The following is a 20,896-nucleotide window of genomic DNA, read 5'->3' on the forward strand; positions in this document are numbered from 1 at the left end:
CCTGAACGAAAGAGGTGCAAAACATATATGATGACGATGGGGATACTGATTCCGTTTTTATTTCTCCTGTGGATCGTGGTTGTTGCAGTAGTGGTTGTGGTACTCCTGGTGGCTCGAAAGAGACGGGGCGGGAAAGGAGAGGAACAGGCGCGGCAGAGCGACACAAGTGACACGCTGGGAGAGGTGCTCAAAGCCCACCGGAAGCGCTGCGGGATGACCCAGGAGTTTGTGGCGGAAGCGGTGGGGGTGAGCTGTCAGGCGGTGAGTAAATGGGAGAGCGGACTCTCCTGCCCCAGCACCGCCAATCTGCTGACGCTGGCCAAACTGTACGGCGTATCCATGGAGAAATTGCTTCGCCAGGCGGAGGCGGAAAGACGAGACACCCAGGCGGAATAAAATAGGGAAGCCTTGTGCCCCAAGGACTCTACTGCTGGTCGATTGACGTGGGCGATCCCTCCGGATAGGATGGGGAGAGAAGGAGGGAAGCCGATGTACGAAATTGAAAAAGAGCGCTTTGGGACCTTTTTGCATCAGCTGCGCCGGGAGCGGGGCATGACGCAGAAGGAGCTGGCACAGCAGCTCTATGTATCCGACAAGGCGGTGAGCAAGTGGGAGCGGGGGTTGAGCCTGCCCGATGTGACGCTCCTTCTGCCGCTGGCGGACTGCCTGGGGGTGAGCGTCACCGAGCTGCTCCGGGGGGAACGGAACCAGACAAGGGAGCTTCCGGTGGAGGAGGTGGAGGCGCTGGTGAACGCCTCCCTGCGTCTGAGTGAGGGGGAACAGAGCGCGCGTGCGCAGCGCCGGAGGAGATGGCAGCTGGCCTTTGTCCTCTGCGCGCTGGCCGGACTGGTACAGACCGTGCTCCTGCTGACAAGGGGCGGGTATGGCTGGACCGATCTGGAGGACACGGTGATACTGGTGGAATTGCTCTCCCTTCTCTTTGGAGCCTATCTGTGCTTTGGCGCAAAGGAGCAGCTGCCTGCCTACTATGATCAGAACCGCATCAGCAGTTACAGCGACGGGCCTTTCCGGATGAATCTGCCCGGAGTACGCTTTCATAACAGCAACTGGCCCCATATTCTGAACGCCATGCGGGGGTGGCTACTGGGGGCGCTGGCCCTTTTTCCGGCACTGTGGTGGGGGCTCCGTCATCTGTGGCCCGGATTGGCCGGACAGGGGGAGCGTTTTCTGGCCCTGGCGGCCATGCTGGGCATGCTCCTGGCGGCGACCATCGTGGGCAAACGATACGAATAGAAATTACCATTGGAGTGACGGAAAGACCAGAAGGCCTCTCCAAAGGGTAATTGACAAGAAATAGTACTCAAATTAAAATAAAAATATCCAGAAAACCTAAATTTGAGTCAAAACAGAAGCAGCTGGCAGGGGAGAGGACAAGTCATATCCGGAAGGAGGATTGCTATGCTCACGGTATGGAATCGCTGTGAATTGACCTCTTGCTGTACCATGGAAGAATGTCGGGACATTACCTCCCGTTTGCGGGAGAATCAGATCGAGTGCACCGTGAAAACGATCAACAGAAGTTCTCCGTCAGTCCTCAACAGAGGAACAAGACCGTCCTGCGGCACCCTGTTTGAGGACAACAGCTACCGCTATCGGATTTATGTGAAGCGCGCAGATCGAGAGGCGGCAAAAGAAGTGCTTGGGATCTCAGACATTCGATAAGGAGCCGCATACAAAAAGAAGCCCGGAAGGCCATTGGCCTTCCGGGCTTGTTGTTATGATGGGATTTAGTTGGAGGCAGTGTCCAGATCCTGGTCGCCGCCCCAGATCATGTTCTTGCGCAGCTCCTCGCCCACGACCTCCATCTGATGCTTCTTGAGGAGGGCACGCTTGGAGTTGAAGAAGGTCCGGCCGTTCTTGTTCTCGGCGATCCACTTGCCGGCGAAGGTGCCGTCCTGGATGTCGGAGAGAACCGCGCGCATGCGGGCTTTGGTCTCCTCGTGGGGGATGACACGGGGACCGGAGACATACTCGCCGTACTCGGCGGTGTCGGAGATGGAGTAGTTCATCATGCCCACGCCGCCCTTGTTGATGAGGTCGATGATGAGCTTCATCTCGTGGATGCACTCGAAGTAGGCGTTCTCGGGCTCATAGCCGGCCTCCACCAGCACCTCGAAGCCGCAGCGCATCAGGTCCACCACGCCGCCGCACAGGACGGTCTGCTCACCGAAGAGGTCGGTCTCGGTCTCGTCGTGGAAGGTGGTCTCCATCACGCCGGCACGGGCGCCGCCGATGCCTGCGATGTAGGCCAGAGCCAGCTTCAGAGCGTTGCCGGTGGCATTCTGCTCCACAGCCACCAGGCAGGGCACGCCCTTGCCGGCCACATACTGGGAGCGGACGGTGTGGCCGGGGCCCTTGGGGGCAGCCATAAAGACGTCCACACCGGCGGGAGGCACGATCTGGCCATAGCGGATGTTGAAGCCGTGGGCGAACGCCAGGGCCTTGCCCTCGGTCATGTGGGGGGCGATCTCGCTCTTGTAGACATCGGCCTGGACCTCGTCGTTGATGAGGATCATCACGATGTCGCCCCACTGGGCGGCCTCGGCGATGGTCTTAACGGTGAGACCGGCCTTCTCCGCCTCGGCCCAGCGCTTGGAGCCTGCGCGCAGGCCCACGCACACGTCGCAGCCGGAATCCTTCAGGTTGAGGGCGTGGGCGTGTCCCTGAGAGCCGTAACCGATGATCGCGATCTTCTTACCGTCCAGGTAGCTGAGTTCGCAATCCTTCTCGTAATACATCTTAGCCATGATCATACACTCCTTTTGGTTTGAGGTGGATTATTATTGTTCCTATGATACCATGAATGGGGAAAAAAGAATGATAACTAGGTTACAATCTCGGAAAAGATTTGGGCGGCATCCCCAATGCGGGCGTGCCCTGCAGGGCACGGAAGTCAATCCAGTACTCGTTCCAACTCGATCTCATCCTCGTCTGCCCGGCCGGTAGCAGAGAAATGCAGGGTCTGGTACAGATGACAGGCGGCGGAATTTTCCGGGTTAACGGTCAGCCGGACGATGTCGGAATCTCCAAAGGGCTTAGAACGGATATAATCAAGTGCCGACTCCATGGCCGCTCGCCCATAGCCCCTGCCCTGGTACTGGGCATCAATCATCAGATGCCAAATAAAGTAAGCCTCTTCGTCGTAGTCATAGATGACCATCAGGTATCCGATCACTTGACCGGCGCGGCAGACCGCAAAAGGAGTACACTGCTTGCGGTATACATACGCCTGGGCCAGACTTCGAATAGGGTGGGATACAAATTTCTCCTGCTGGGCATCTAATTTCAGGGAAAAGCAGGCAAGAAAGTTGGATTCATCAACTTCCTGTAAGGTAATACAGTCCATATTTCCTCCTTTACAGCGGGAGGGCTAACGGATGAAAACCCTCCCTTTGGTTGACAGGAACTTGTTTTCATACAATTTCATACCTGATCTCCCCCTTTCCTTGAAGAAAGAAATATCTATATATGAAAACACAGAGGCCTCTGTGGAATTTGCTAAGGCCCATGTTTTTCGTGCGAAACGCTTGGCCTCTATCGGGGCTGGTGGCTCTTACAGGAAATTCTTGCCCAGGTTGAACTCGGCCTTTTCCTTGTTGTCGTCGCTGATGGTGTAGGCGCCGCGCTCCAGCGCCACCATGCCGGTACGGACCAGCTCCAGAATGCCGAAGGCCTCCAGCAGGCCCTGCATGGCCTCGGCCTTGTTCTCATCACCGATGAGGGCGAGGGTCAGGGATTTGAGGGAGACGTCGATGATGGACGCCCGGAAGATGTTGGCGATCTGGATGATCTCGTTGCGGATGTCGGGGGTCTCGGCCTTGACCTTGAACATGACCAGCTCCCGGCGGATGGAGCGCTCGGGCAGCAGCTCCTGCACCGAGTAGACGCAGAAGAGCTTGCTGAGCTGGTTCATGACCTGCTCGATGGTCTTGGCGTCCCCCATGACCTCAATGGTGATACGGGAGACTGCCGGGTCATCGGTGGTGCCCACCGCCAGGGATTCGATGTTGTAGCCCTTGCGGGAGAAGAGCCGGGAGACCTGGGAGAGAACGCCGGCGGAGTTCTCCACCAGGACCGACAGGGTGTGGCGGGTTATCGTGATCGGATTGGATTTCATGGCGTTCCCCTCCTTTTAATCCAGCAGAAATTCGGTTGCGGGTGCGCCGCCGGGCACCATGGGATGGACCATGGCGTCCTTGTCGATGGCGCAGTCGATGACCCAGGCCTCACCGCTGTTCACGGCGGTGCGCAGGGCGGCCTCAAATTCTGCCTGGGTCTTGGCCCGGGCGCCGCGGAGGCCATAGGCCTCTGCCAGCTTGACAAAGTCGGGGCCGCGGTCCAGGTCGGTCTGGGAGTAGCGCTCCCCGTAGATGAGGTGCTGCCACTGGCGGACCATGCCCAGCGTGCCGTTGTCGAAGATGACAATGATAACTGGGATATGATAGTGCTCCACGGTAGCCAGCTCGTGGCAGTTCATGCGGAAGCAGCCGTCGCCGGTGCAGAGCACCACGGTCTGGTCGGGATTTCCCACCTTGGCGCCCATGGCGGCCCCCAGGCCAAAGCCCATGGTGCCGAAGCCGCCCGAGGTGACCAGCTGGCCGGGACGGGAGAAGTGATAGTACTGGGCCGACCACATCTGATGCTGGCCCACGTCGGTGGCGATGATGGCCTGGCCATCGGTGACATCGGAGATGGTCTCCAGGATCTCGTGGGGGTGGAGGATACCGTCCTGGACAAAGGGGACCTCCTTGTGGGAGAAGACGAACTCCTTCCACTCGGGATAGTCGTGGGCGGGGAGTTTTTCATTGAGCAGCTCCAGCACACGTCTTGCGTCGCCGATGATGTGGTGGTCGGTCTGGACGTTCTTGTCGATCTCGGCCCGGTCGATGTCGATATGTACGATCTTGGCCTGGCTGGCAAAGGTGGCTGGATCGGTGGCCACCCGGTCGGAAAACCGGCAGCCGATGGCGATGAGCAGGTCGCACTGGCTGGAGGCGATGTTGGACGCATGGGAGCCGTGCATACCGATCATGCCGGTAAAGAGGGGGTGGTTGCCGGGACAGGCGCCGCCGCCCATGATGGTGGAGGCAACCGGCGCACCCAGGCGCTCAAAGAATCTGCGGAACTCGGGCACCGCGCCCTTGGAGCGGATGACGCCGCCGCCCACCAGAATGAGGGGACGCTTGGCCTCCTCGATCATGGAGAGGAGCTTTTCAATGTCTCCATAGTCGGGCTCAGGTGTCTTGAGGTCGTGGCTGGAGCGGCGCAGCATGGCACCCAGGCGGCCGTGGCGGCCGTGCTCCGAGACGGGGAGGGGCTCATAGTCGGCCTCCGAGGCGGTGACATTTTTGGCAATGTCGATGAGCACCGGGCCGGGACGGCCTGAACGGGCGATGGCAAAGGCCTCCCGCACCACGTCGGCCAGCTGGTCCGGGTCCTTGACCAGGTAGTTGCACTTGGTGATGGGCATGGAGATGCCGGTAATGTCCACCTCCTGGAAGGAGTCTTTGCCGATGAGGCTTTCCACCACGTTACAGGTGATAAAGACCACCGGAGAGGAGTCGTAGTAGGCGGTGGCAATGCCGGTGGTCAGGTTGGTGGCGCCCGGTCCGGAGGTGGCAAAGCACACGCCCACCTTGCCGGTGGAGCGGGCATATCCGTCGGCGGCGTGGGAGGCGCCCTGCTCATGGGCAGTCAGAATATGGCGGATCTTGTTCTTGTATCCGTGCAGCTCCATCTCATCATAGATGTTTAGGATCGTGCCTCCGGGATAGCCAAATACCGTATCCACGCCCTGCTCCAGCAGACACTCCATCAGAATTTGGGAACATTTCATTCTCATAGGTCTAGGGCCTCCTTCATACTGGTCTATATACGCAAAACGGCCTCGTCCTGAAAGGACGAAGCCGCTATACTCCGTGGTACCACCTTAATTCGCAGAAACCATGCTCCCGCGCACTTGCTGCCCCGCTAACGGAGGGGAAACCGGCAGAGCCTACTGGCGGGGTATGTCCCCGGGTTCAACCCGCTGCTCCTGGGTGATGTTCGAGGTGCGGCGGTCCCGGGAGCTTACACCATCCGCTCCCTCTCTGCGCATTTCCACCGCTTCTACTTGCCCAGTCATCGCCTTTGACGATTCATAATTTCCGCCCGACGGAAGCCTGGAACGAGGCCTCTGCGGCGGAGAGTGAAATTATGATAAGAATACTCCTGAGACGGACATTTGTCAACTGTGGTTTTTTACAAAGACAGCGCACTAGCGCTTTAAAGTATAGTGAAAATGGAAAGAAAAGCAAGCCAAGATCGACCTCTGGCGGAAAAAAGAGGCTATATTTTCGAACGAAAAAAAGTGATATAAGGATAAACTGAATGGTTTATAGAAAAAAGCGTAATTTTTTTGCGGAATCACTAGACTTTTTCGGCTGGCTGCGATATGATAGTATCTGTTTGAAAGTGCGGTTTCGCACGGAAAAGAGAGCGGCGGAAACGTGCCACAGTTTCCGTCCGAGACTGGCCCCGGGAGGGGCCTGATTTGTGAGGTGGACCTATGAAATTATCCTTTTATGGCGGCGTGCATCCCAATGAGCACAAGGAGCTGACCTGCACCAAGGCAGTCGAGCCGCTGCGCAAGGCCCCGGCTCAGGTGGCTCTGGCCATGTCCATGCACGTGGGAGCACCCTGCGCACCTGTGGTAAAGGTGGGCGATCAGGTGACCGTCGGTCAGAAGATCGCGGAGGTGACCGGCCTGGGCGCGCCCATCCATGCCAGCGTCTCCGGCAAGGTCGTGGCCATTGAGCCCCGTCCCTACTGCGGCGGCGGCAAGGTGATGGCGGTCGTGATCGAGAACGACTTCCAGAATACCTTTGGCTCCGAGCTGACCCCCCATCCCGACTATGAGAAGCTGACCACCGACGAGATCATCAACATCGTCAAGGAGGCCGGTATCACCGGTATGGGCGGCGCAGGCTTCCCGACCCACGTGAAGATCAGCTCCGGCATCGGCAAGGTGGACACGCTCATCGTCAACGCGGCGGAGTGTGAGCCCTATCTGACTTCCGACCACCGGCTCATGCTGGAGGATGGCGAGCGCATCATCAAGGGCCTGAAGATCCTGATGAAGACCTTCAACCTGAACAAGGCCTATATCGGCATCGAGGACAACAAGCCCGACGCCATTGAGAAGATGAAGAGCCTGGCGGACGGCGGCATCGAGATCGTGGTGTGCCGCACCCGTTACCCCCAGGGCGCAGAAAAGCAGCTCATCCAGCGCATCACCGGCCGCGAGGTGCCCCCCGGCGGACTGCCCGCCCACGTGGGCTGCGCCGTGTTCAACGCCAGCACCACCGCTGCGGTGTATGACGCCGTGGTGGAGGGCAAGCCCCTCACCCAGCGCATCGTCACCCTCACCGGCGGCGCTCTGGCTGAGCCCCGCAACGTGCTGGTGCCCTTCGGCACCCCCATTGAGCACCTGGTGGAAGAGGCCGGCGGCTTCAAGGAGACCCCCGACCGGGTCCTGCTGGGCGGCCCCATGATGGGCATTGCCGCCTACGACCTGTCCGCCTGCACCATCAAGGGCAACAACGGCGTGCTGTGCATGACCAAGGCCGAGGCGGCCGAGCATGTGGAGAATCCCACCTGCATCCGCTGCGGACGCTGCGTCAACGTCTGCCCCATGCACCTGACCCCTGTGTACATGCACCTGTATGCTGAGAAGCGCCGCTGGGATGAGGCCGAGGGCCTGCACCTGATGGACTGCATCGAGTGCGGTTCCTGTAACTACATCTGCCCTGCCCGTGTGCCCCTGGTCCAGTCCTTCCGGATGGCCAAGTTCGAGATCCGTACCCTGGCCATGAAGCGTAAGGCCGAGGCAGAGAAGGAGGCTAAGAAAGCATGATTGACACCAAGAATCTGAAGCTCTCCGTGGCTTCCTCCCCCCATGTCTGTTCCCCGGTGAACACCAGCCGGCTGATGCTGGATGTGCTCATCGCTCTGGTTCCCGCCCTGTGTATGGCGGTGTATGTCTTTGGTCCCCGCGCCCTGACCATGACCGTGGTGTCGGTGCTGGGCTGTGAATTCTTCGAGTGGGGCTACCGCAAGCTCCTGAAAAAGCCCTCGGCCAACGGAGATTTCTCCGCCGCCGTTACCGGCGTGCTGCTGGCCTTTGTCTGCCCCGTGACGCTGCCCTACTGGACCCTCCTGATCGGCGACTTCTTCGCCATCGTGGTGGTCAAGCAGCTCTTCGGCGGCCTGGGTCAGAACTTTATGAACCCCGCGCTGGGCGGCCGTGCCTTCCTGATGATGTGCTACCCCATCGCCATGACCACCTGGGTGCTGCCCGGTGTGAAGAACTGGGCGGGCGTCTTTTCCGCCGCTGACGCGGTGACCGGCGCCACCCCCATGGCCTCTCTGCACGCCCATCTGGATGTGGCCACCGGCACCAATGTGCACACCCTGCCTGCCGACGGTCTGGCCAACCTCTTTGTGGGCAACGTGGGCGGCTGCCTGGGTGAGGTCTCCGCGCTGCTCCTGCTGCTGGGCGGCATCTACCTCATCTGGCGCGGCGTCATCCGCGCCCGCATCCCCGTGGCCTATCTCGCCACCGTGGCGGTGCTCTGCTTCCTCTTCCCCCAGGGCGGCATTGCCCGGGTGGACTGGATGCTCTACAACCTGTGCGGCGGCGGTCTGATGCTGGGCGCCTTCTTCATGGCGACCGACTATGTGACCAGCCCCGTGACTAAGATGGGCGAGATCTACTTCGGCATTGGCTGCGGCCTGCTGACCATCTTCATCCGCTACTTCGGCGGCTATCCCGAGGGTGTCAGCTATGCCATCCTGCTGATGAACATCTGCGTGTGGCTGCTGGATAAGGCCGGAAAGCCCGGCCGCTTCGGCGTCACCAAGGAAATGAAGGCCAAGGCAAAGGAGGGCGCGGCGAAATGAGCGAGATCGTGATGAACAAAAAGAAAGAGCCGAGCCTGGCCATGCTGGTTGTGGTTCTGACCGCTATCAGCCTGATCACCGCCCTGCTGCTGGGTGCGGTCAATATGATTACCGCGCCTCAGATTAAGCTGAACACCGAGAAAAAGACCGCGGAGGCCATGCAGGCCGTGCTCCCCACGGAGGACGGCGTCTACACCCCCGTGGAGTACACCGGAGAGGATTCCACCGTGCAGGCCGTGTACCAGGCCGGCGACGCCGGCTATGTGGTCCAGGTCAAGCCCGCCACCTCCTTCAGCGGTACGCTGAGCGTGATGGTTGGTGTTGGGACCGACGGCACCTGCACCGGCATCTCCATCGTTGAGACCGGTGAGACCTCCGGTCTGGGTTCCAACGCCGGCAAGCCGGATTGGCAGGCCCAGTTTGTGGGGCAGAGCGGCAAGGTCTCCGTCACCAAGGACGGCGGCGAGATCAACGCCCTTACCGGCGCCACCATCACCTCCCGCGGCGTGTGCGAGAGCGTCACCAGCGCGCTGGCGGCCGCCGCCAGCCTGGGCTAAGGAGGGTATTGTAAATGAATGTGAAAAAGCAATTTCTGGACGGCATGATTTATCAGAATCCCGTCACCGTTCAGCTCCTGGGCATGTGCTCCACCATGGCGATCACCACCACGCTCTTCAACGGCATCGGCATGGGTATCTCGGTGCTGGTCATCCTGACCTGCGCAAATATCGTTATCTCCCTGCTGCGTAAGATCATCCCCAGCAAGGTGCGTATCGCCTGCTACATCGTCGTGATCGCCGGGTTTGTGACCATCGTGGACCTGCTGCTCAAGGCCTATCTCCCCAGCCTGTCCGAGAGCCTGGGCCTCTTCATTCCCCTGATCGTGGTGAACTGTATCATCCTGGGCCGTGCCGAGTCCTTCGCCTCCAAGAACGGCGTGGCGGCCTCCGCCCTGGATGGTATCTTCCAGGGTCTGGGCTACACCGTGATCCTGGTCATCATGTGTGTGATCCGTGAGTTCCTGGGCAACGGCACCTTTGGCGGCGGCATCCTCAACGGCGGCGACGGCATCCGCCTCATTCCGGAGGGCATCCCCGCACTGGGTATGATCCTGCCCGTGGGCGGCTTCCTGACCCTGGCCGTGGTGATCGCTGCCATGCAGTATTTCCTCAACAAGCCCAAGAAGGGCAGTGACAAAAAAGAGGAGGTGGCCAAGTAATGCTGAGTTTCACCGAACTCTTTGGCATCGCACTGGGCGCGATCCTGGTCAACAACTTCATTTTCGCCCAGTTCCTGGGCATCTGCCCCTTTATGGGCGTGTCCAAGAAGATCGATACTGCCATGGGTATGGGCATGGCCGTTATCTTCGTCATGGGCGTGGCCAGCGCCGTGTGCTGGCCCATCAACCACTTCATTCTGGAGAAGTTCAATCTGGTCTTTATGCAGACCGTGACCTACATCCTGGTCATCGCCTCCCTGGTGCAGTTCGTGGAGATGTTCCTCCAGAAGGCTATGCCTTCTCTGTATGAGGCTCTGGGCGTGTACCTGCCCCTCATCACCACCAACTGCGCCGTGCTGGGCGTGGTGCTCCAGAATACCCAGAACAGCTATGGCTTCATCGAGAGCCTGGTCTACGGCGTCACTGGCGGCGTGGGCTTCCTGCTGGCCATCGTGCTCTTCGCCAGCGTGCGGGAGCGGCTGGAGTTTGCCGAGTGCCCCAAGGCCTTTGAGGGCTTCCCCATCGCGCTGGTGACCGCCGGCCTGCTGGCCCTGGCCTTCCTGGGCTTCTCCGGCCTGAAGGTATTTTAAGGGAGGCTGGAAAGAATGAACACTGTTATTGCTGCTGTTGTCGTGCTCGGCGTGCTGGGCGCGATCTTCGGTCTGATCCTGGCCTATGCCTCCAAGGCCTTTGCCGTGGAGAAGGACCCCCGTGAAGAGGCCATTTCTGCCTGCCTGCCCGGCGCCAACTGCGGCGGCTGCGGCTATCCCGGCTGCAGCGGCTATGCCGCTGCCGTGGTGGCTGGTAAGGCTGCCACCAACTGCTGTGCTGCCGGCGGCGACGCCGTGGCGGCCCAGATCGCCGAGATCATGGGCGTGAAGGCTGAGGCCTCCGCCAAGATGATTGCCCAAGTGCAGTGCACCGGCGGCTGCCGTGGCCACGAGCAGTACGAGTATGTGGGTATCCACGACTGTGCTGCTGCCGCCCGCCTGCCCGGCGGCGGCCCTGCCGGCTGCTCCTTCGGCTGCCTGGGCTTCGGCACCTGTGAGGCCGTGTGTCCCTTTGACGCCATCCACGTGGTGGACGGCGTGGCCAAGGTGGACGAGGAGAAGTGTAAGGCCTGTAAGAAGTGCGTGGACGCCTGTCCCCGCCACATCATCCTGCTGGCTCCCTACAAGACCAAGCGCCACGTGGCCATCACCTGTTCCTCCAAGGACAAGGGTGCTGACGTGCGCAAGGTGTGCGACAACGGCTGTATCGGCTGTGGTCTGTGCGCCAAGGCCTGCCCCAAGGAAGCCATCACCGTGGACAAGAATCTGGCTGTCATTGACTATGACAAGTGCGTGGGCTGCGGCCTGTGCGCCCAGAAGTGTCCCCGCAAGCTCATCACTGTGGACGGAAAGGTCCCCGAGGTGAAGCCCGCCGCCCCCAAGGCGGCCCCCGCTGCTGCCAAGCCTGAGGCAGCGGAGTAAAATCTGCAATTTGTACGACCAGCCCCGGACGATTGTCCGGGGCTGGTCGTATTTATTTGCCTGTTTTAATTGGAAAAATTTTCATTAGTACTACTAATGCGTTGACAACTTGAATTTTATGCTATAAAATCGAAATATAGCCGCAAAAATAGAATGATTTGCGGAATTTAAGCGCGGAAGGATGAAACGGTAGATGGAGAAGTTTGTAACGATGGATTTTCCGGTAGAGCAGATCCGGCTGACACCCCTGATGCGTGATGAAGAGGCATTGGCGGCCATTCGGGCCATTTCCCCCGACGCACCCACGCCGGAGAAAATTCGTCAGGTGTATGGCGATGTGTATTTTCCCCCGGCGCCCGCAGACCGGCCCTATCTGTTTGCCTCGATTGTAGAGTCGGTGGACGGAAAGATTTCCTTTACCGACGACCGGCATGGCGAAAAGATTGCGGGAAATAATTTCCGGGACCCCGATGGGGCGCTGGCCGACTTTTGGGTACTGAATATGCTGCGCTTCTATGCGGATGGCGTGATCATCGGGGCGCGGACACTGCATACCAACGAGGTGATGTGGGCCAACTGCTTTGATGAGGAGCTTGCCAGCCTGCGCACCACGCAGATGGGGATGAAGCACTACTGTCCGGCCCATATCGTGGTCTCTTTTGACGGCACGGATCTTCTCTTTGACCATATGCTCTTTGATGTGGACGCCCCTGTGGTGGTGGCGACTTCTCCGGATGGATTGGAGTATGTCCGGGCCCATTGTCCCTGGAGCTTCCGGGCACTGGGGCCCTACACCAGCGCGGAAGAGGTGGACGTGGACGCGGTACAGGCGGCCGCCGCATCCGGAGAGCGAATCGTTTTGGCCACGGGAACGGGAGCGGTTACCGACGGGCTTGCCATGCTGAAGGTACTCAAGTACCTGGGGATGGAGCGTGTGATGGTGGAGTCCCCCTCCTATATGACCTATCTCATGAGCATTGAGGCTATGGATGAGATGTTTATGAACTATTCCACCGTGTTTGCGGCAGGACAGGTGGGGTTTGGTGCGTTTCTGCATTTTGGTGCGGAGGAGCATCCCCACTCGGACTTCCTCTCCATTGCGCTGCATGAAAAGAACTTTATATGCACCCGGCAGAAGATGATCTACGGACTGCGCCGCGGCGCGGAAAAATAAGTAGAAACGTCCCCGGTTCCCATTGTGTGGGAACCGGGGACGTTTGCGTCAGACCGGAGCAGCCTCCGGACTCAGCGGCCTCAGCCTCTGCTGCGCAGCTGGAACGAGGCGCACTCGGTGGAGTCGCAGCTCTTGGGAGCGGCGGCGCCGCAGCAGCCCACCTTGATCTCGTTGAGGGTGCAGCAGTTCTGCTCGCAGTGATGCGCACAGCTGGAGACGGAGCACTTGATGTTGTGATTGACCTGGTTGTTCATAACGCATTTCCTCCTTTGCGGTGATGATCTTAGTATATCCGCACAGGAGAGAAGCATACGTACCGGGCATTATTTTTTCGGTTCAGAACTGGGGGTTTCCGGAAGCACCTGGGGGATGAAGCGCCGGGCGAAGCGTCCCTTGCCCCGGGACTTTACATAGAAGTAGCCAATGAAGGAAAAGACCACTGCGCCGATAAAATTCACGAACAGGTCCTTCATGGTATCCAGAATGCCGATATCCAGATAGCCTCCCAGGCCCAGCGGGATCTCGCTTCCGTCCGCGGTGACCACAATGACGTCGGTGATATTATGGATGGCCGTGGGGACATTGCCGCCGTTGGGGTCCAGCATGACCGAGGAGATGGTGTTTACGACGGTATCCTTCTGCATATCCAGATGGAAAAACACGTCCATGGTGCACTCAAAGAACTCCCACAGCACGCCGATGGTCATGGAGAAGCAGAAGGCCATTATGGCCAGATACAGGGGCGAGAGGGAGAAGGAGAGCCGCTCATGCCGGTTGAGGATATCCAGCAGGGAGAAGCCAATGGCGGCGCAGAGAAAGCCGTTGAGGGTGTGGAGCATAGTATCCCAGTAGGGGATGGAGATGTAGTAGGCACGGATTTCACCCAAAATTTCCGCGGCAAAAATAAAGAGGAGAATGATGACTTCCAGCGTGTCGGGCAGATCGATCTGGATCTTCCGCTCAATAAAGCTGGGAACCAGAAACAGGATCAGGGTCAGGATACACAGGAAGACATTTTCAAAGTTCCCGTTGAAAAACTGGGCGATCATAACCCAAATTACCAGAAGCCGGAGAATTTGATAAAGACGGGCCACCATGGGGGAACTTTTCACCTGGGCGCGGAACGAGGAATCACGCCAACGTTTCATCGGGAGCCCTCCGCCGAAAGCTGGAGGGAGAGATGCTCATATTCCCGGGCGGACTCCAGGTTGCCCGCCTTTTCCTCCTCTGTGAGCGCACGGCGGACTTTGGCGGGAGAGCCCATGACCAGACTGCCCGCCGGAATCACCGTGTTCTGGGTCACCAGGGCCCCGGCAGCCACGAGAGAGTCCTCGCCAATCACACAGCCGTTGAGGAGGGTCGCGCCCATGCCGATGACACAGCGATCGCCCACCGTACAGCCGTGCAGGATCGCCCCGTGGCCCACGGTCACGTCCTGACCGACCTGAACGGGGAATCCCTCGTCTCCATGCACCATGCAGCCATCCTGAAGGTTGGAGCCGGCCCCGACATGGATGGTGGTGGTATCGGCGCGGAGGACCGCACCATACCAGACACTGGAGCGCGCCTCCAGGGTGACCTGTCCCACCAGGGTGGCATTTTCCGCGACCCGGGCATCGGGATGGAGCTGGGGTGTATGTCCTTCAAAGGATTTGATCATATGTGAATTCCTCCGTTCTTGGATTGCGGCATGTGGACAAGGCCGGACAGGGCCGTTGAGCCGCCAGACCGTCACTTTTATTATAATGCGTATGCGAGAAAGCCGCAAGCCTGGGAAAAAGAGGACGAGTCCGCAGGGGCGCGTGTAAAATTTGATTTGGGTCGTGCATAGAGTGAGGTATCACCACAACAGGAGGAATGTACCATGGACTTAAAGCACAATCAGATCACGGTGGGGCAGCTGCTGGCAGATCCCCGGAGCCGGAGCGTCCTGCAAAAAAAGCTGCCCGCCGTCCTCAAGCATCCCCTTACCGGAGCGGCCAATACCGTGACCTTGGAGCAGCTGCTGGCCTTTGCGGGAGCCTATCTGCCGCAGAAGAAGATCGATGAGGTAATGGAAGCGCTGCAGAAAGCCTGAGCAAAGACGTTTGATATGGGGAGGGGCGGAGCTTCCGCCCCTCTCTCTGCATCAGGAGTCGCGCAAAGGCAGTCTGGAAACACGGCGATACCAGCACAGAATGTCGGTGCTGTGGGTGCGCCGCAGGAGGACCAGCGTAAGGGCTCCGTCCAGCAGAAGCAGACATGCCGCAAGGGGCCATAAAAAAGACGGAATGAGCGCGGTAAACTGAGCGACCAGCGGGTGAAGAACACGGACCGCACCCACACCGAGCATGCCCCAAAAGATAGAAAAGAGCAGGCATACCCTGCCGTGGAGCTGGAAGGGGAGATGCCGGTAATCCCAGAAATGTACTCCGGTCAGCCGTTCATAGAAGAGGGACATGAGATACTCTGCTCCGGTTGCGGCCAAAGCGGAGCCAAAAAACAGGAGAAGATTACTCTGGCGGACAGGGGCGGGGAGCGCCAGAATCCACAGTGCACCCAGACCATAGACCGGGCAGAGAGGCAGGAGAAAAAAGCACTTTCGATCCCGCTTGGACTGGTGTGTTGCCCGCGCAAAAAGCACTTCCAGACAGAAGCCCAGGAAACTATAAATCCCAAAATACCAAAACCATTCCACGTCGAATTCCTCCTCCGGCCCGTTTTGTCTAGCATGACCGGGGGAAAGAAAAAAATACAGGCGAGATTTTGGCAAAATGGCAAGAAAGAAAATGGCTCGAGATTCTTGTCGAGTTCCTTAAAATGTGGTAAGATAATACGAAAAAAATACGACAAGGAATGGAGAAGATGGTATGCGACATCTGATCGATTTTGGGGATCTGTCTCGGGCGGAGTGGGAAGCGCTGTACAAGAGCACCAGTGCTATTATTGACCACCCCGCCGATTTTATGGATGTGTGTCGGGGTCGTGTGGCCTCCACACTTTTTTTTGAGCCTTCTACCCGGACCAACTTTTCCTTCCAGACCGCCATGCTGCGGGTGGGCGGAACGGTGTTTGGCTTTGCCGATCCCAAATCCTCCTCGGTGGCAAAGGGCGAGTGCCTGAAGGACACCATCAAGATGGTGTCCGGCTATGCCGACGTGGTTATCATGCGTAACCCCCGGGAGGGCGCGGCCAAAGCCGCTTCCCTGTATTCCGATGTGCCTGTGATCAATGCAGGCGACGGCGGACACATGCACCCCACCCAGACCACGACCGATCTGACCACCATTACCCGGATGCTGGGCGGTGTGGATGGCATCTCCATCGGTCTGTGCGGTGACCTGAAGAACGGCCGTACGGTCCACTCCCTCATCAAGGCGCTGGCCAAGTTCGACAATGTGAAGTTCTACCTCATCTCTCCCCGCGAGCTGGCCATCCCGGAGTATATCCGTGCCTTCATGAAGGAGAAGAACCTGTGGAGCGTGGAGGTTACCGGTCTGGAGAACGTCATTCCCCAGCTGGATGTCCTCTATATGACCCGTATCCAGCGGGAGCGTTTTGTGGACCCCCTGGAGTACGAGCGCAACAAGGGTATCTATGTCCTGACCAAGCGCAAGCTGGAGCGGGCCCGCAAGAACATGCTGGTCATGCATCCCCTGCCCCGTGTGGATGAGATCGCCCTGGACGTGGACGACGATCCCCGTGCAGCCTATTTTGAGCAGGCCCGGTACGGCATGTTCTCCCGTATGGCTCTGCTGGCGGACCTGGCCAACCAGCCCCGCATCAAGCCGGAGGCGGTGGAGATCGGTACGACTCCGGTCTGCTCCAATCCCCGCTGCATTACCCAGACCGACCCCTATCTGCCCCCCCTGGTCAAGCAGAACGGCGGTGTGGATTGCTGTGCCTACTGCGACGCAGCCCTGCATTAATTGAGAAAAACCGGCGCGCGGAATGTTTTCCGTGCGCCGGTTTTGTTATTCCTGTATTCCAAGCCGGTCAGCCCAGTCGGGCGCCTTGAAGCCCACCAGAACAAAGTCTTCCGCGATGAGCATGGGGCGTTTGACCAGCATTCCGTCCGAGGCAAGCAGAGCGTATTGCTCTTCTTCCGGCATGGAAGGAAGGCGGTCCTTGAGTTCCAGGGCCCGGTACTGAAGGCCGCTGGTGTTGAAAAAGCGCTTGAGGGGCAAACCACTGCGGCTGTGCCAGTCTTTCAACTCGCTGAGGGAGGGATTGTCCAGCTTAATATCCCGCAGGGTGTAGGAAACGCCATGGGCATCCAGCCAGGCCTTGGCCTTTTGGCAGGTGGTACACTTGGGGTAGCAGAGAAAGATCATGTTGTTTCACTCCTTTTTCTCTACTTTAACGGAGAATCCCAAAACTTGCAAGAGGAAGCTGGAAAGAAATCCGCAAAGAGCCCTTTACAAAATGAGGAAAGCCTGCTATAATAATTGGGTACTTGGGAAAAGTTCATATGCGTCCGTAGCGCAATTGGATAGCGCATCAGATTCCGGTTCTGAGGGTTGGGGGTTCGAGTCCCTTCGGGCGTGCCAGAGCGAGAGCCTGTAACTGTATTGGTTACAGGCTCTTTTTTGCATTTATATTTAGCGGGGCCGGGGAAAGATTCACTGACCGGCAGCATGGAAAAAGGAGTGACGCTGCTAATGCAGCGCCACTCCGATTACTATCTTATATTGTGCGATTACCGCGGATTTTTGATAGCGGCCTGAGCAGCAGCCAGACGGGCGATGGGCACGCGATAGGGAGAGCAGGAGACATAGTTCAGACCCACGCGGTGGCAGAACTCCACGCTGGTGGGATCGCCGCCGTGCTCACCGCAGATGCCCAGGTGCATCTCGGGACGGACCGAGCGGCCCAGCTTGACCGCCATGTCGACCAGCTTGCCAACACCCTTCTGATCCAGGTGGGCGAAGGGATCGGACTCGTAGACCTTCTTGTCATAGTAATAGCTGAGGAACTTGGCAGCATCATCACGGCTGAAGCCGAAGGTCATCTGGGTCAGATCGTTGGTGCCGAAGGAGAAGAACTCAGCCTCCTTGGCGATCTCGTCCGCCGTGAGAGCGGCGCGGGGGATCTCGATCATGGTGCCCACCTCATACTTCATGGACAGACCGGACTCGGCGATCAGCTTGTCAGCGACGGAAACCACCACGTCCTTGACGTACTTGAGCTCCTTGACCTCGCCCACCAGGGGGATCATCATCTCGGGGACCATGGTCCAATCGGGATGCTTCTTCTGCACGTTCAGGGCGGCAGTAATGATAGCGGTGGCCTGCATCTCGGCGATTTCGGGATAGGAGACAGCCAGGCGGCAGCCGCGGTGACCCATCATGGGGTTAAACTCGTGGAGGCTGCTGATGACATTGTGGAGCTTTTCCACGGTGATGCCCATCTCGTTGGCGATCTCCCGGATATCCTCTTCCTTAGTGGGAAGGAACTCATGCAGCGGGGGATCCAGGAAGCGGATGACCACCGGATGGCCCTCCATAGCCTCATAGATGCCCTCAAAATCGCTCTGCTGGAAGGGGAGGAGCTTCGCCAGAGCGCGGCGGCGGTCGGCCTCGTTGTCGGCCACGATCATCTCGCGCATGGCCTTGATGCGGCTCTCCTCAAAGAACATGTGCTCCGTACGGCACAGACCGATGCCCTGGGCGCCAAAGGCGCGGCCCTGGCGGGCGTCAGTGGGGGTATCGGCATTGGTGTAGACTTCCAGCTGGCGGTAGCGGTCAGCCCACTCCATGAAACGGCCGAAGTCGCCGGAGGAGACGTCGGCGGGAACGGTGGGGATGGCCTCACCGTAAATGTTGCCGGTAGAGCCGTCCAGAGAGATGTACTGGCCCTCCTGATAGACCTTGCCGCCCAGCTCAAACTGCTTCTTGGCGTAGTCCACCACGATCTCACCGCAGCCGGAAACACAGCAGGTGCCCATGCCGCGGGCCACCACGGCGGCGTGAGAGGTCATGCCGCCGCGAACGGTCAGGATACCCTTGGCTGCGTGCATGCCCTCGATATCCTCAGGAGAGGTCTCCAGGCGGACCAGGATGACCTGCTCGCCCCGGTCGGTCCACTCCTTGGCGTCCTCGGCGGTAAAGACCACCTTGCCGCAGGCAGCGCCGGGAGAGGCGGCCAGGCCCTTGCCGATGGGCACTGCCTTCTTGAGGGCGTCGGCATCGAACTGGGGATGGAGCAGGGAGTCCAGCTGCTTGGGCTCCACGCGGAGGACGGCCTCCTTCTCGGTGATGGCACCCTCGTCCACCAGATCCACCGCGATCTTCAGGGCGGCGGCGGCGGTACGCTTGCCGTTGCGGGTCTGGAGCATATAGAGCTTGCCATTTTCAATGGTAAACTCCATATCCTGCATGTCCTTATAGTGCTGCTCCAGCTTGGAGGCGATGGCGGCGAACTGGTTGTAGACCTCGGGCATCTCCTCCTGGAGCTTGGAGATATTGCTGGGAGTGCGGACACCGGCCACCACGTCTTCGCCCTGAGCGTTGATGAGGTACTCGCCGAACAGGTGCTTTTCGCCGGTGGCGGGGTTGCGGGTGAAGGCCACGCCGGTACCGGAGGTGCTGCCGAAGTTGCCGAAGACCATGGACTGCACGTTGACGGCGGTGCCCCAGTCATAGGGGATCTCGTTCATGCGGCGATAGACGTTGGCGCGGTCGTTATCCCAGGAGCGGAAGACGGCCTTTACCGCCTCCATCAGCTGCTGCTTGGGGTCCTGGGGGAAGTCCTCGCCCTTCTCGTCCTTGTAGAAGGCCTTGAAGCGCTCTACCAGGGTCTTCATATCCTCGGTATCCAGATCGATGTCGTGTACGACGCCCTTTTTGGCCTTGACATCATCGATGATCTCCTCAAAGCGGCTCTTGGAGAGCTCCATGACCACGTCGGAGAACATCTGGATAAAGCGGCGGTAGGAGTCATAGGCAAAGCGGGGATTTTTCGATTTTTCAGCCAGGCCCACCACGACGCTGTCGTTGAGGCCCAGGTTCAGGATGGTGTCCATCATGCCGGGCATGGAGGCACGGGCGCCGGAGCGCACCGAGACCAGCAGAGGATTGGAGGCGTTGCCAAACTGCTTTCCGGTGGTCTCCTCCAGTTTGGAGAGGTACTCCAGGATCTCAGCCTGGATCTCCGGGGCGATGGCACGGCCATCCTCATAATAACGAGTGCAGGCCTCGGTGGTTACGGTAAAGCCCTGGGGTACAGGCATACCGAGATTGGTCATCTCGGCCAGGTTGGCGCCTTTACCGCCCAGCAGCTCACGCATTTTGCCGTTGCCTTCACTGAACTGATAAACATATTTGTGGCCCATGTGACATTCCTCCTCAAAGCTTTGACACTTTGCATTATAGCATTTTCACAAAAGAATGCAAGTAAAACTGTCAAAAATTATATATAGTCTAAAAAGAGACAGAGATATTCATTTAATTGCACAGAAAAGAAAAAAAGCGCCTTTTCTTGGATGAGGATTGCAAAAGCAGGTGCCGAAAGCCTGTATGATTTGGAAAAAGAGGAAGGAAAAGATAGCCACAAAAAAGCGGCCTGGTAGAGAATGGCACATTCTCCACCAGGCCGTATCAAAATTCTGCTTACTTCAGGGCGTCCAGCGCCTTTTGCGCAGCATCCGCATCGGCGGCCACTGCCAGCAGGACGGAGTTGCCCCGCTGCTCCAAAATAGCGTTGTCCAGCTTGGAGACCTCGTCGGGCTGGTAATTCTCCAGCGCCTCCTTCTGGTCCGCGACCCGCTGGGTCAGAGCATCCAGGGCACTCTTCGCGGCATCCTCATCCACCAGGGTGAAGACGGCGATCTCTTCCGCGCCGGCGGTGGGCGTGGTGTAGACGGCACATCCGGTCACATCGGCGCTGTCAATGGCGTAGAGAGTCCCGCAGGCCAGGTCCTGGGACATGGACTCCAGAGGCTCAGAAAAGGCGCCGGAGTCCTGAAGGGCTTGGGCCGTGGCCGCAGGATCAAAGGGGGTGGCAGCTTTTCCGCCGCAGGCAGAGAGCAGGAGACAGAGGGCAGCCAGAGGAAGAAGCCGCCAGAAGAGGGAGGGACGCATGGAGCAAGAC

At 58.9% G+C, this 20,896-nt stretch carries 22 protein-coding genes, 1 tRNA gene and 1 other annotated feature; of the genes, 12 read left to right on the plus strand and 11 right to left on the minus strand.

What is annotated here, in order from left to right; all coding sequences use genetic code 11:
• The first annotated feature begins 108 nt into the window (after positions 1-108).
• Complete coding sequence (locus tag INF37_RS10400; protein WP_408004150.1) at positions 109-396, plus strand: helix-turn-helix domain-containing protein; 288 nt, start codon at positions 109-111, stop codon at positions 394-396.
• Between the two features lie 93 nt (positions 397-489).
• Positions 490-1,254: a helix-turn-helix domain-containing protein gene (locus INF37_RS10405; protein WP_193538176.1), complete on the plus strand. Its 765-nt coding sequence runs from the start codon at positions 490-492 to the stop codon at positions 1,252-1,254.
• 494 nt (positions 1,255-1,748) lie between these two features.
• Here the strand turns inward: INF37_RS10405 and ilvC are convergent, their stop codons facing one another.
• The 4 genes from ilvC to ilvB form a co-directional block, all read right to left on the minus strand.
• Positions 1,749-2,768: a ketol-acid reductoisomerase gene (ilvC, locus tag INF37_RS10410; RefSeq protein WP_186963913.1), complete on the minus strand. Its 1,020-nt coding sequence runs from the start codon at positions 2,766-2,768 to the stop codon at positions 1,749-1,751.
• Between the two features lie 146 nt (positions 2,769-2,914).
• Positions 2,915-3,367: a GNAT family N-acetyltransferase gene (locus tag INF37_RS10415; protein ID WP_193538178.1), complete on the minus strand. Its 453-nt coding sequence runs from the start codon at positions 3,365-3,367 to the stop codon at positions 2,915-2,917.
• 207 nt (positions 3,368-3,574) lie between these two features.
• On the minus strand, positions 3,575-4,138 hold the full coding sequence (ilvN, locus tag INF37_RS10420) for an acetolactate synthase small subunit (protein ID WP_101691554.1): 564 nt from the start codon (positions 4,136-4,138) through the stop codon (positions 3,575-3,577).
• 15 nt (positions 4,139-4,153) lie between these two features.
• Complete coding sequence (ilvB, locus tag INF37_RS10425; RefSeq protein ID WP_193538180.1) at positions 4,154-5,863, minus strand: biosynthetic-type acetolactate synthase large subunit; 1,710 nt, start codon at positions 5,861-5,863, stop codon at positions 4,154-4,156.
• A 51-nt stretch (positions 5,864-5,914) separates the two neighbouring features.
• Positions 5,915-6,154, minus strand: a binding site (T-box leader).
• A 414-nt stretch (positions 6,155-6,568) separates the two neighbouring features.
• On the opposite strand from ilvB, the gene rsxC reads away from it, so the two are divergent.
• From rsxC to INF37_RS10460, 7 genes are all read left to right on the plus strand, one after another.
• Positions 6,569-7,915, plus strand: coding sequence for an electron transport complex subunit RsxC (gene rsxC, locus INF37_RS10430; protein ID WP_101691552.1), 1,347 nt, complete (start codon positions 6,569-6,571; stop codon positions 7,913-7,915).
• Positions 7,912-8,961 (plus strand): RnfABCDGE type electron transport complex subunit D, encoded by a 1,050-nt coding sequence (locus INF37_RS10435; protein ID WP_101691551.1) that lies wholly within the window; start codon positions 7,912-7,914, stop codon positions 8,959-8,961. Before rsxC ends, INF37_RS10435 begins: the two co-directional genes overlap by 4 nt.
• Positions 8,958-9,518 carry an FMN-binding protein gene (locus tag INF37_RS10440; RefSeq protein WP_193538182.1) on the plus strand — a complete coding sequence of 187 codons (561 nt, stop codon included), beginning with the start codon at positions 8,958-8,960 and terminating at the stop codon, positions 9,516-9,518. The genes INF37_RS10435 and INF37_RS10440 overlap by 4 nt, the downstream gene beginning before the upstream one ends.
• A gap of 14 nt (positions 9,519-9,532) precedes the next feature.
• Positions 9,533-10,180, plus strand: a complete 648-nt coding sequence (gene rsxE / locus INF37_RS10445) for an electron transport complex subunit RsxE (protein WP_101691549.1) — start codon at positions 9,533-9,535, stop codon at positions 10,178-10,180.
• Positions 10,180-10,770: an electron transport complex subunit RsxA gene (gene rsxA / locus INF37_RS10450; protein WP_207724952.1), complete on the plus strand. Its 591-nt coding sequence runs from the start codon at positions 10,180-10,182 to the stop codon at positions 10,768-10,770. Before rsxE ends, rsxA begins: the two co-directional genes overlap by 1 nt.
• A gap of 15 nt (positions 10,771-10,785) precedes the next feature.
• Complete coding sequence (locus tag INF37_RS10455) at positions 10,786-11,652, plus strand: RnfABCDGE type electron transport complex subunit B (protein WP_193538184.1); 867 nt, start codon at positions 10,786-10,788, stop codon at positions 11,650-11,652.
• Positions 11,653-11,845: 193 nt separating this feature from the next.
• Positions 11,846-12,826, plus strand: a complete 981-nt coding sequence (locus tag INF37_RS10460; protein WP_193538187.1) for a pyrimidine reductase — start codon at positions 11,846-11,848, stop codon at positions 12,824-12,826.
• 80 nt (positions 12,827-12,906) lie between these two features.
• Here the strand turns inward: INF37_RS10460 and INF37_RS10465 are convergent, their stop codons facing one another.
• The 3 genes from INF37_RS10465 to INF37_RS10475 form a co-directional block, all read right to left on the minus strand.
• Positions 12,907-13,080: a DUF1540 domain-containing protein gene (locus tag INF37_RS10465; RefSeq protein ID WP_101691546.1), complete on the minus strand. Its 174-nt coding sequence runs from the start codon at positions 13,078-13,080 to the stop codon at positions 12,907-12,909.
• Positions 13,081-13,149: 69 nt separating this feature from the next.
• On the minus strand, positions 13,150-13,923 hold the full coding sequence (locus INF37_RS10470) for a hypothetical protein (protein WP_235964309.1): 774 nt from the start codon (positions 13,921-13,923) through the stop codon (positions 13,150-13,152).
• A gap of 47 nt (positions 13,924-13,970) precedes the next feature.
• The gene (locus INF37_RS10475; RefSeq protein ID WP_193538191.1) at positions 13,971-14,486 is read right to left on the minus strand and encodes a gamma carbonic anhydrase family protein; all 516 of its coding nucleotides are present in this window, start codon (positions 14,484-14,486) and stop codon (positions 13,971-13,973) included.
• A gap of 204 nt (positions 14,487-14,690) precedes the next feature.
• Between INF37_RS10475 and INF37_RS10480 the strand changes: the two genes are divergently transcribed.
• Entirely contained in the window at positions 14,691-14,903 is a 213-nt protein-coding gene (locus INF37_RS10480; protein WP_193538193.1) for a hypothetical protein, read from the plus strand.
• A 51-nt stretch (positions 14,904-14,954) separates the two neighbouring features.
• On the opposite strand, the gene INF37_RS10485 is transcribed toward INF37_RS10480, so the two are convergent.
• On the minus strand, positions 14,955-15,503 hold the full coding sequence (locus INF37_RS10485; RefSeq protein WP_193538195.1) for a putative ABC transporter permease: 549 nt from the start codon (positions 15,501-15,503) through the stop codon (positions 14,955-14,957).
• A 172-nt stretch (positions 15,504-15,675) separates the two neighbouring features.
• On the opposite strand from INF37_RS10485, the gene pyrB reads away from it, so the two are divergent.
• On the plus strand, positions 15,676-16,734 hold the full coding sequence (gene pyrB, locus INF37_RS10490; RefSeq protein ID WP_101691541.1) for an aspartate carbamoyltransferase: 1,059 nt from the start codon (positions 15,676-15,678) through the stop codon (positions 16,732-16,734).
• 45 nt (positions 16,735-16,779) lie between these two features.
• Here pyrB and INF37_RS10495 read toward each other — a convergent pair whose 3' ends face one another.
• Positions 16,780-17,139 carry an arsenate reductase family protein gene (locus INF37_RS10495; protein WP_193538197.1) on the minus strand — a complete coding sequence of 120 codons (360 nt, stop codon included), beginning with the start codon at positions 17,137-17,139 and terminating at the stop codon, positions 16,780-16,782.
• A 139-nt stretch (positions 17,140-17,278) separates the two neighbouring features.
• Here INF37_RS10495 and INF37_RS10500 point away from each other — a divergent pair.
• Positions 17,279-17,355, plus strand: a tRNA-Arg gene (locus INF37_RS10500).
• 149 nt (positions 17,356-17,504) lie between these two features.
• Here INF37_RS10500 and ppdK read toward each other — a convergent pair.
• Positions 17,505-20,138 (minus strand): pyruvate, phosphate dikinase, encoded by a 2,634-nt coding sequence (ppdK, locus tag INF37_RS10505; protein WP_193538198.1) that lies wholly within the window; start codon positions 20,136-20,138, stop codon positions 17,505-17,507.
• A gap of 277 nt (positions 20,139-20,415) precedes the next feature.
• On the minus strand, positions 20,416-20,886 hold the full coding sequence (locus INF37_RS10510) for a DUF4358 domain-containing protein (RefSeq protein ID WP_193538200.1): 471 nt from the start codon (positions 20,884-20,886) through the stop codon (positions 20,416-20,418).
• Positions 20,887-20,896 lie beyond the last annotated feature (10 nt).

Origin of the sequence: Pseudoflavonifractor gallinarum, assembly GCF_014982855.1 — a bacterium.
GTDB classification, from domain to species: Bacteria; Bacillota; Clostridia; order Oscillospirales; family Oscillospiraceae; genus Pseudoflavonifractor_A; species Pseudoflavonifractor_A gallinarum.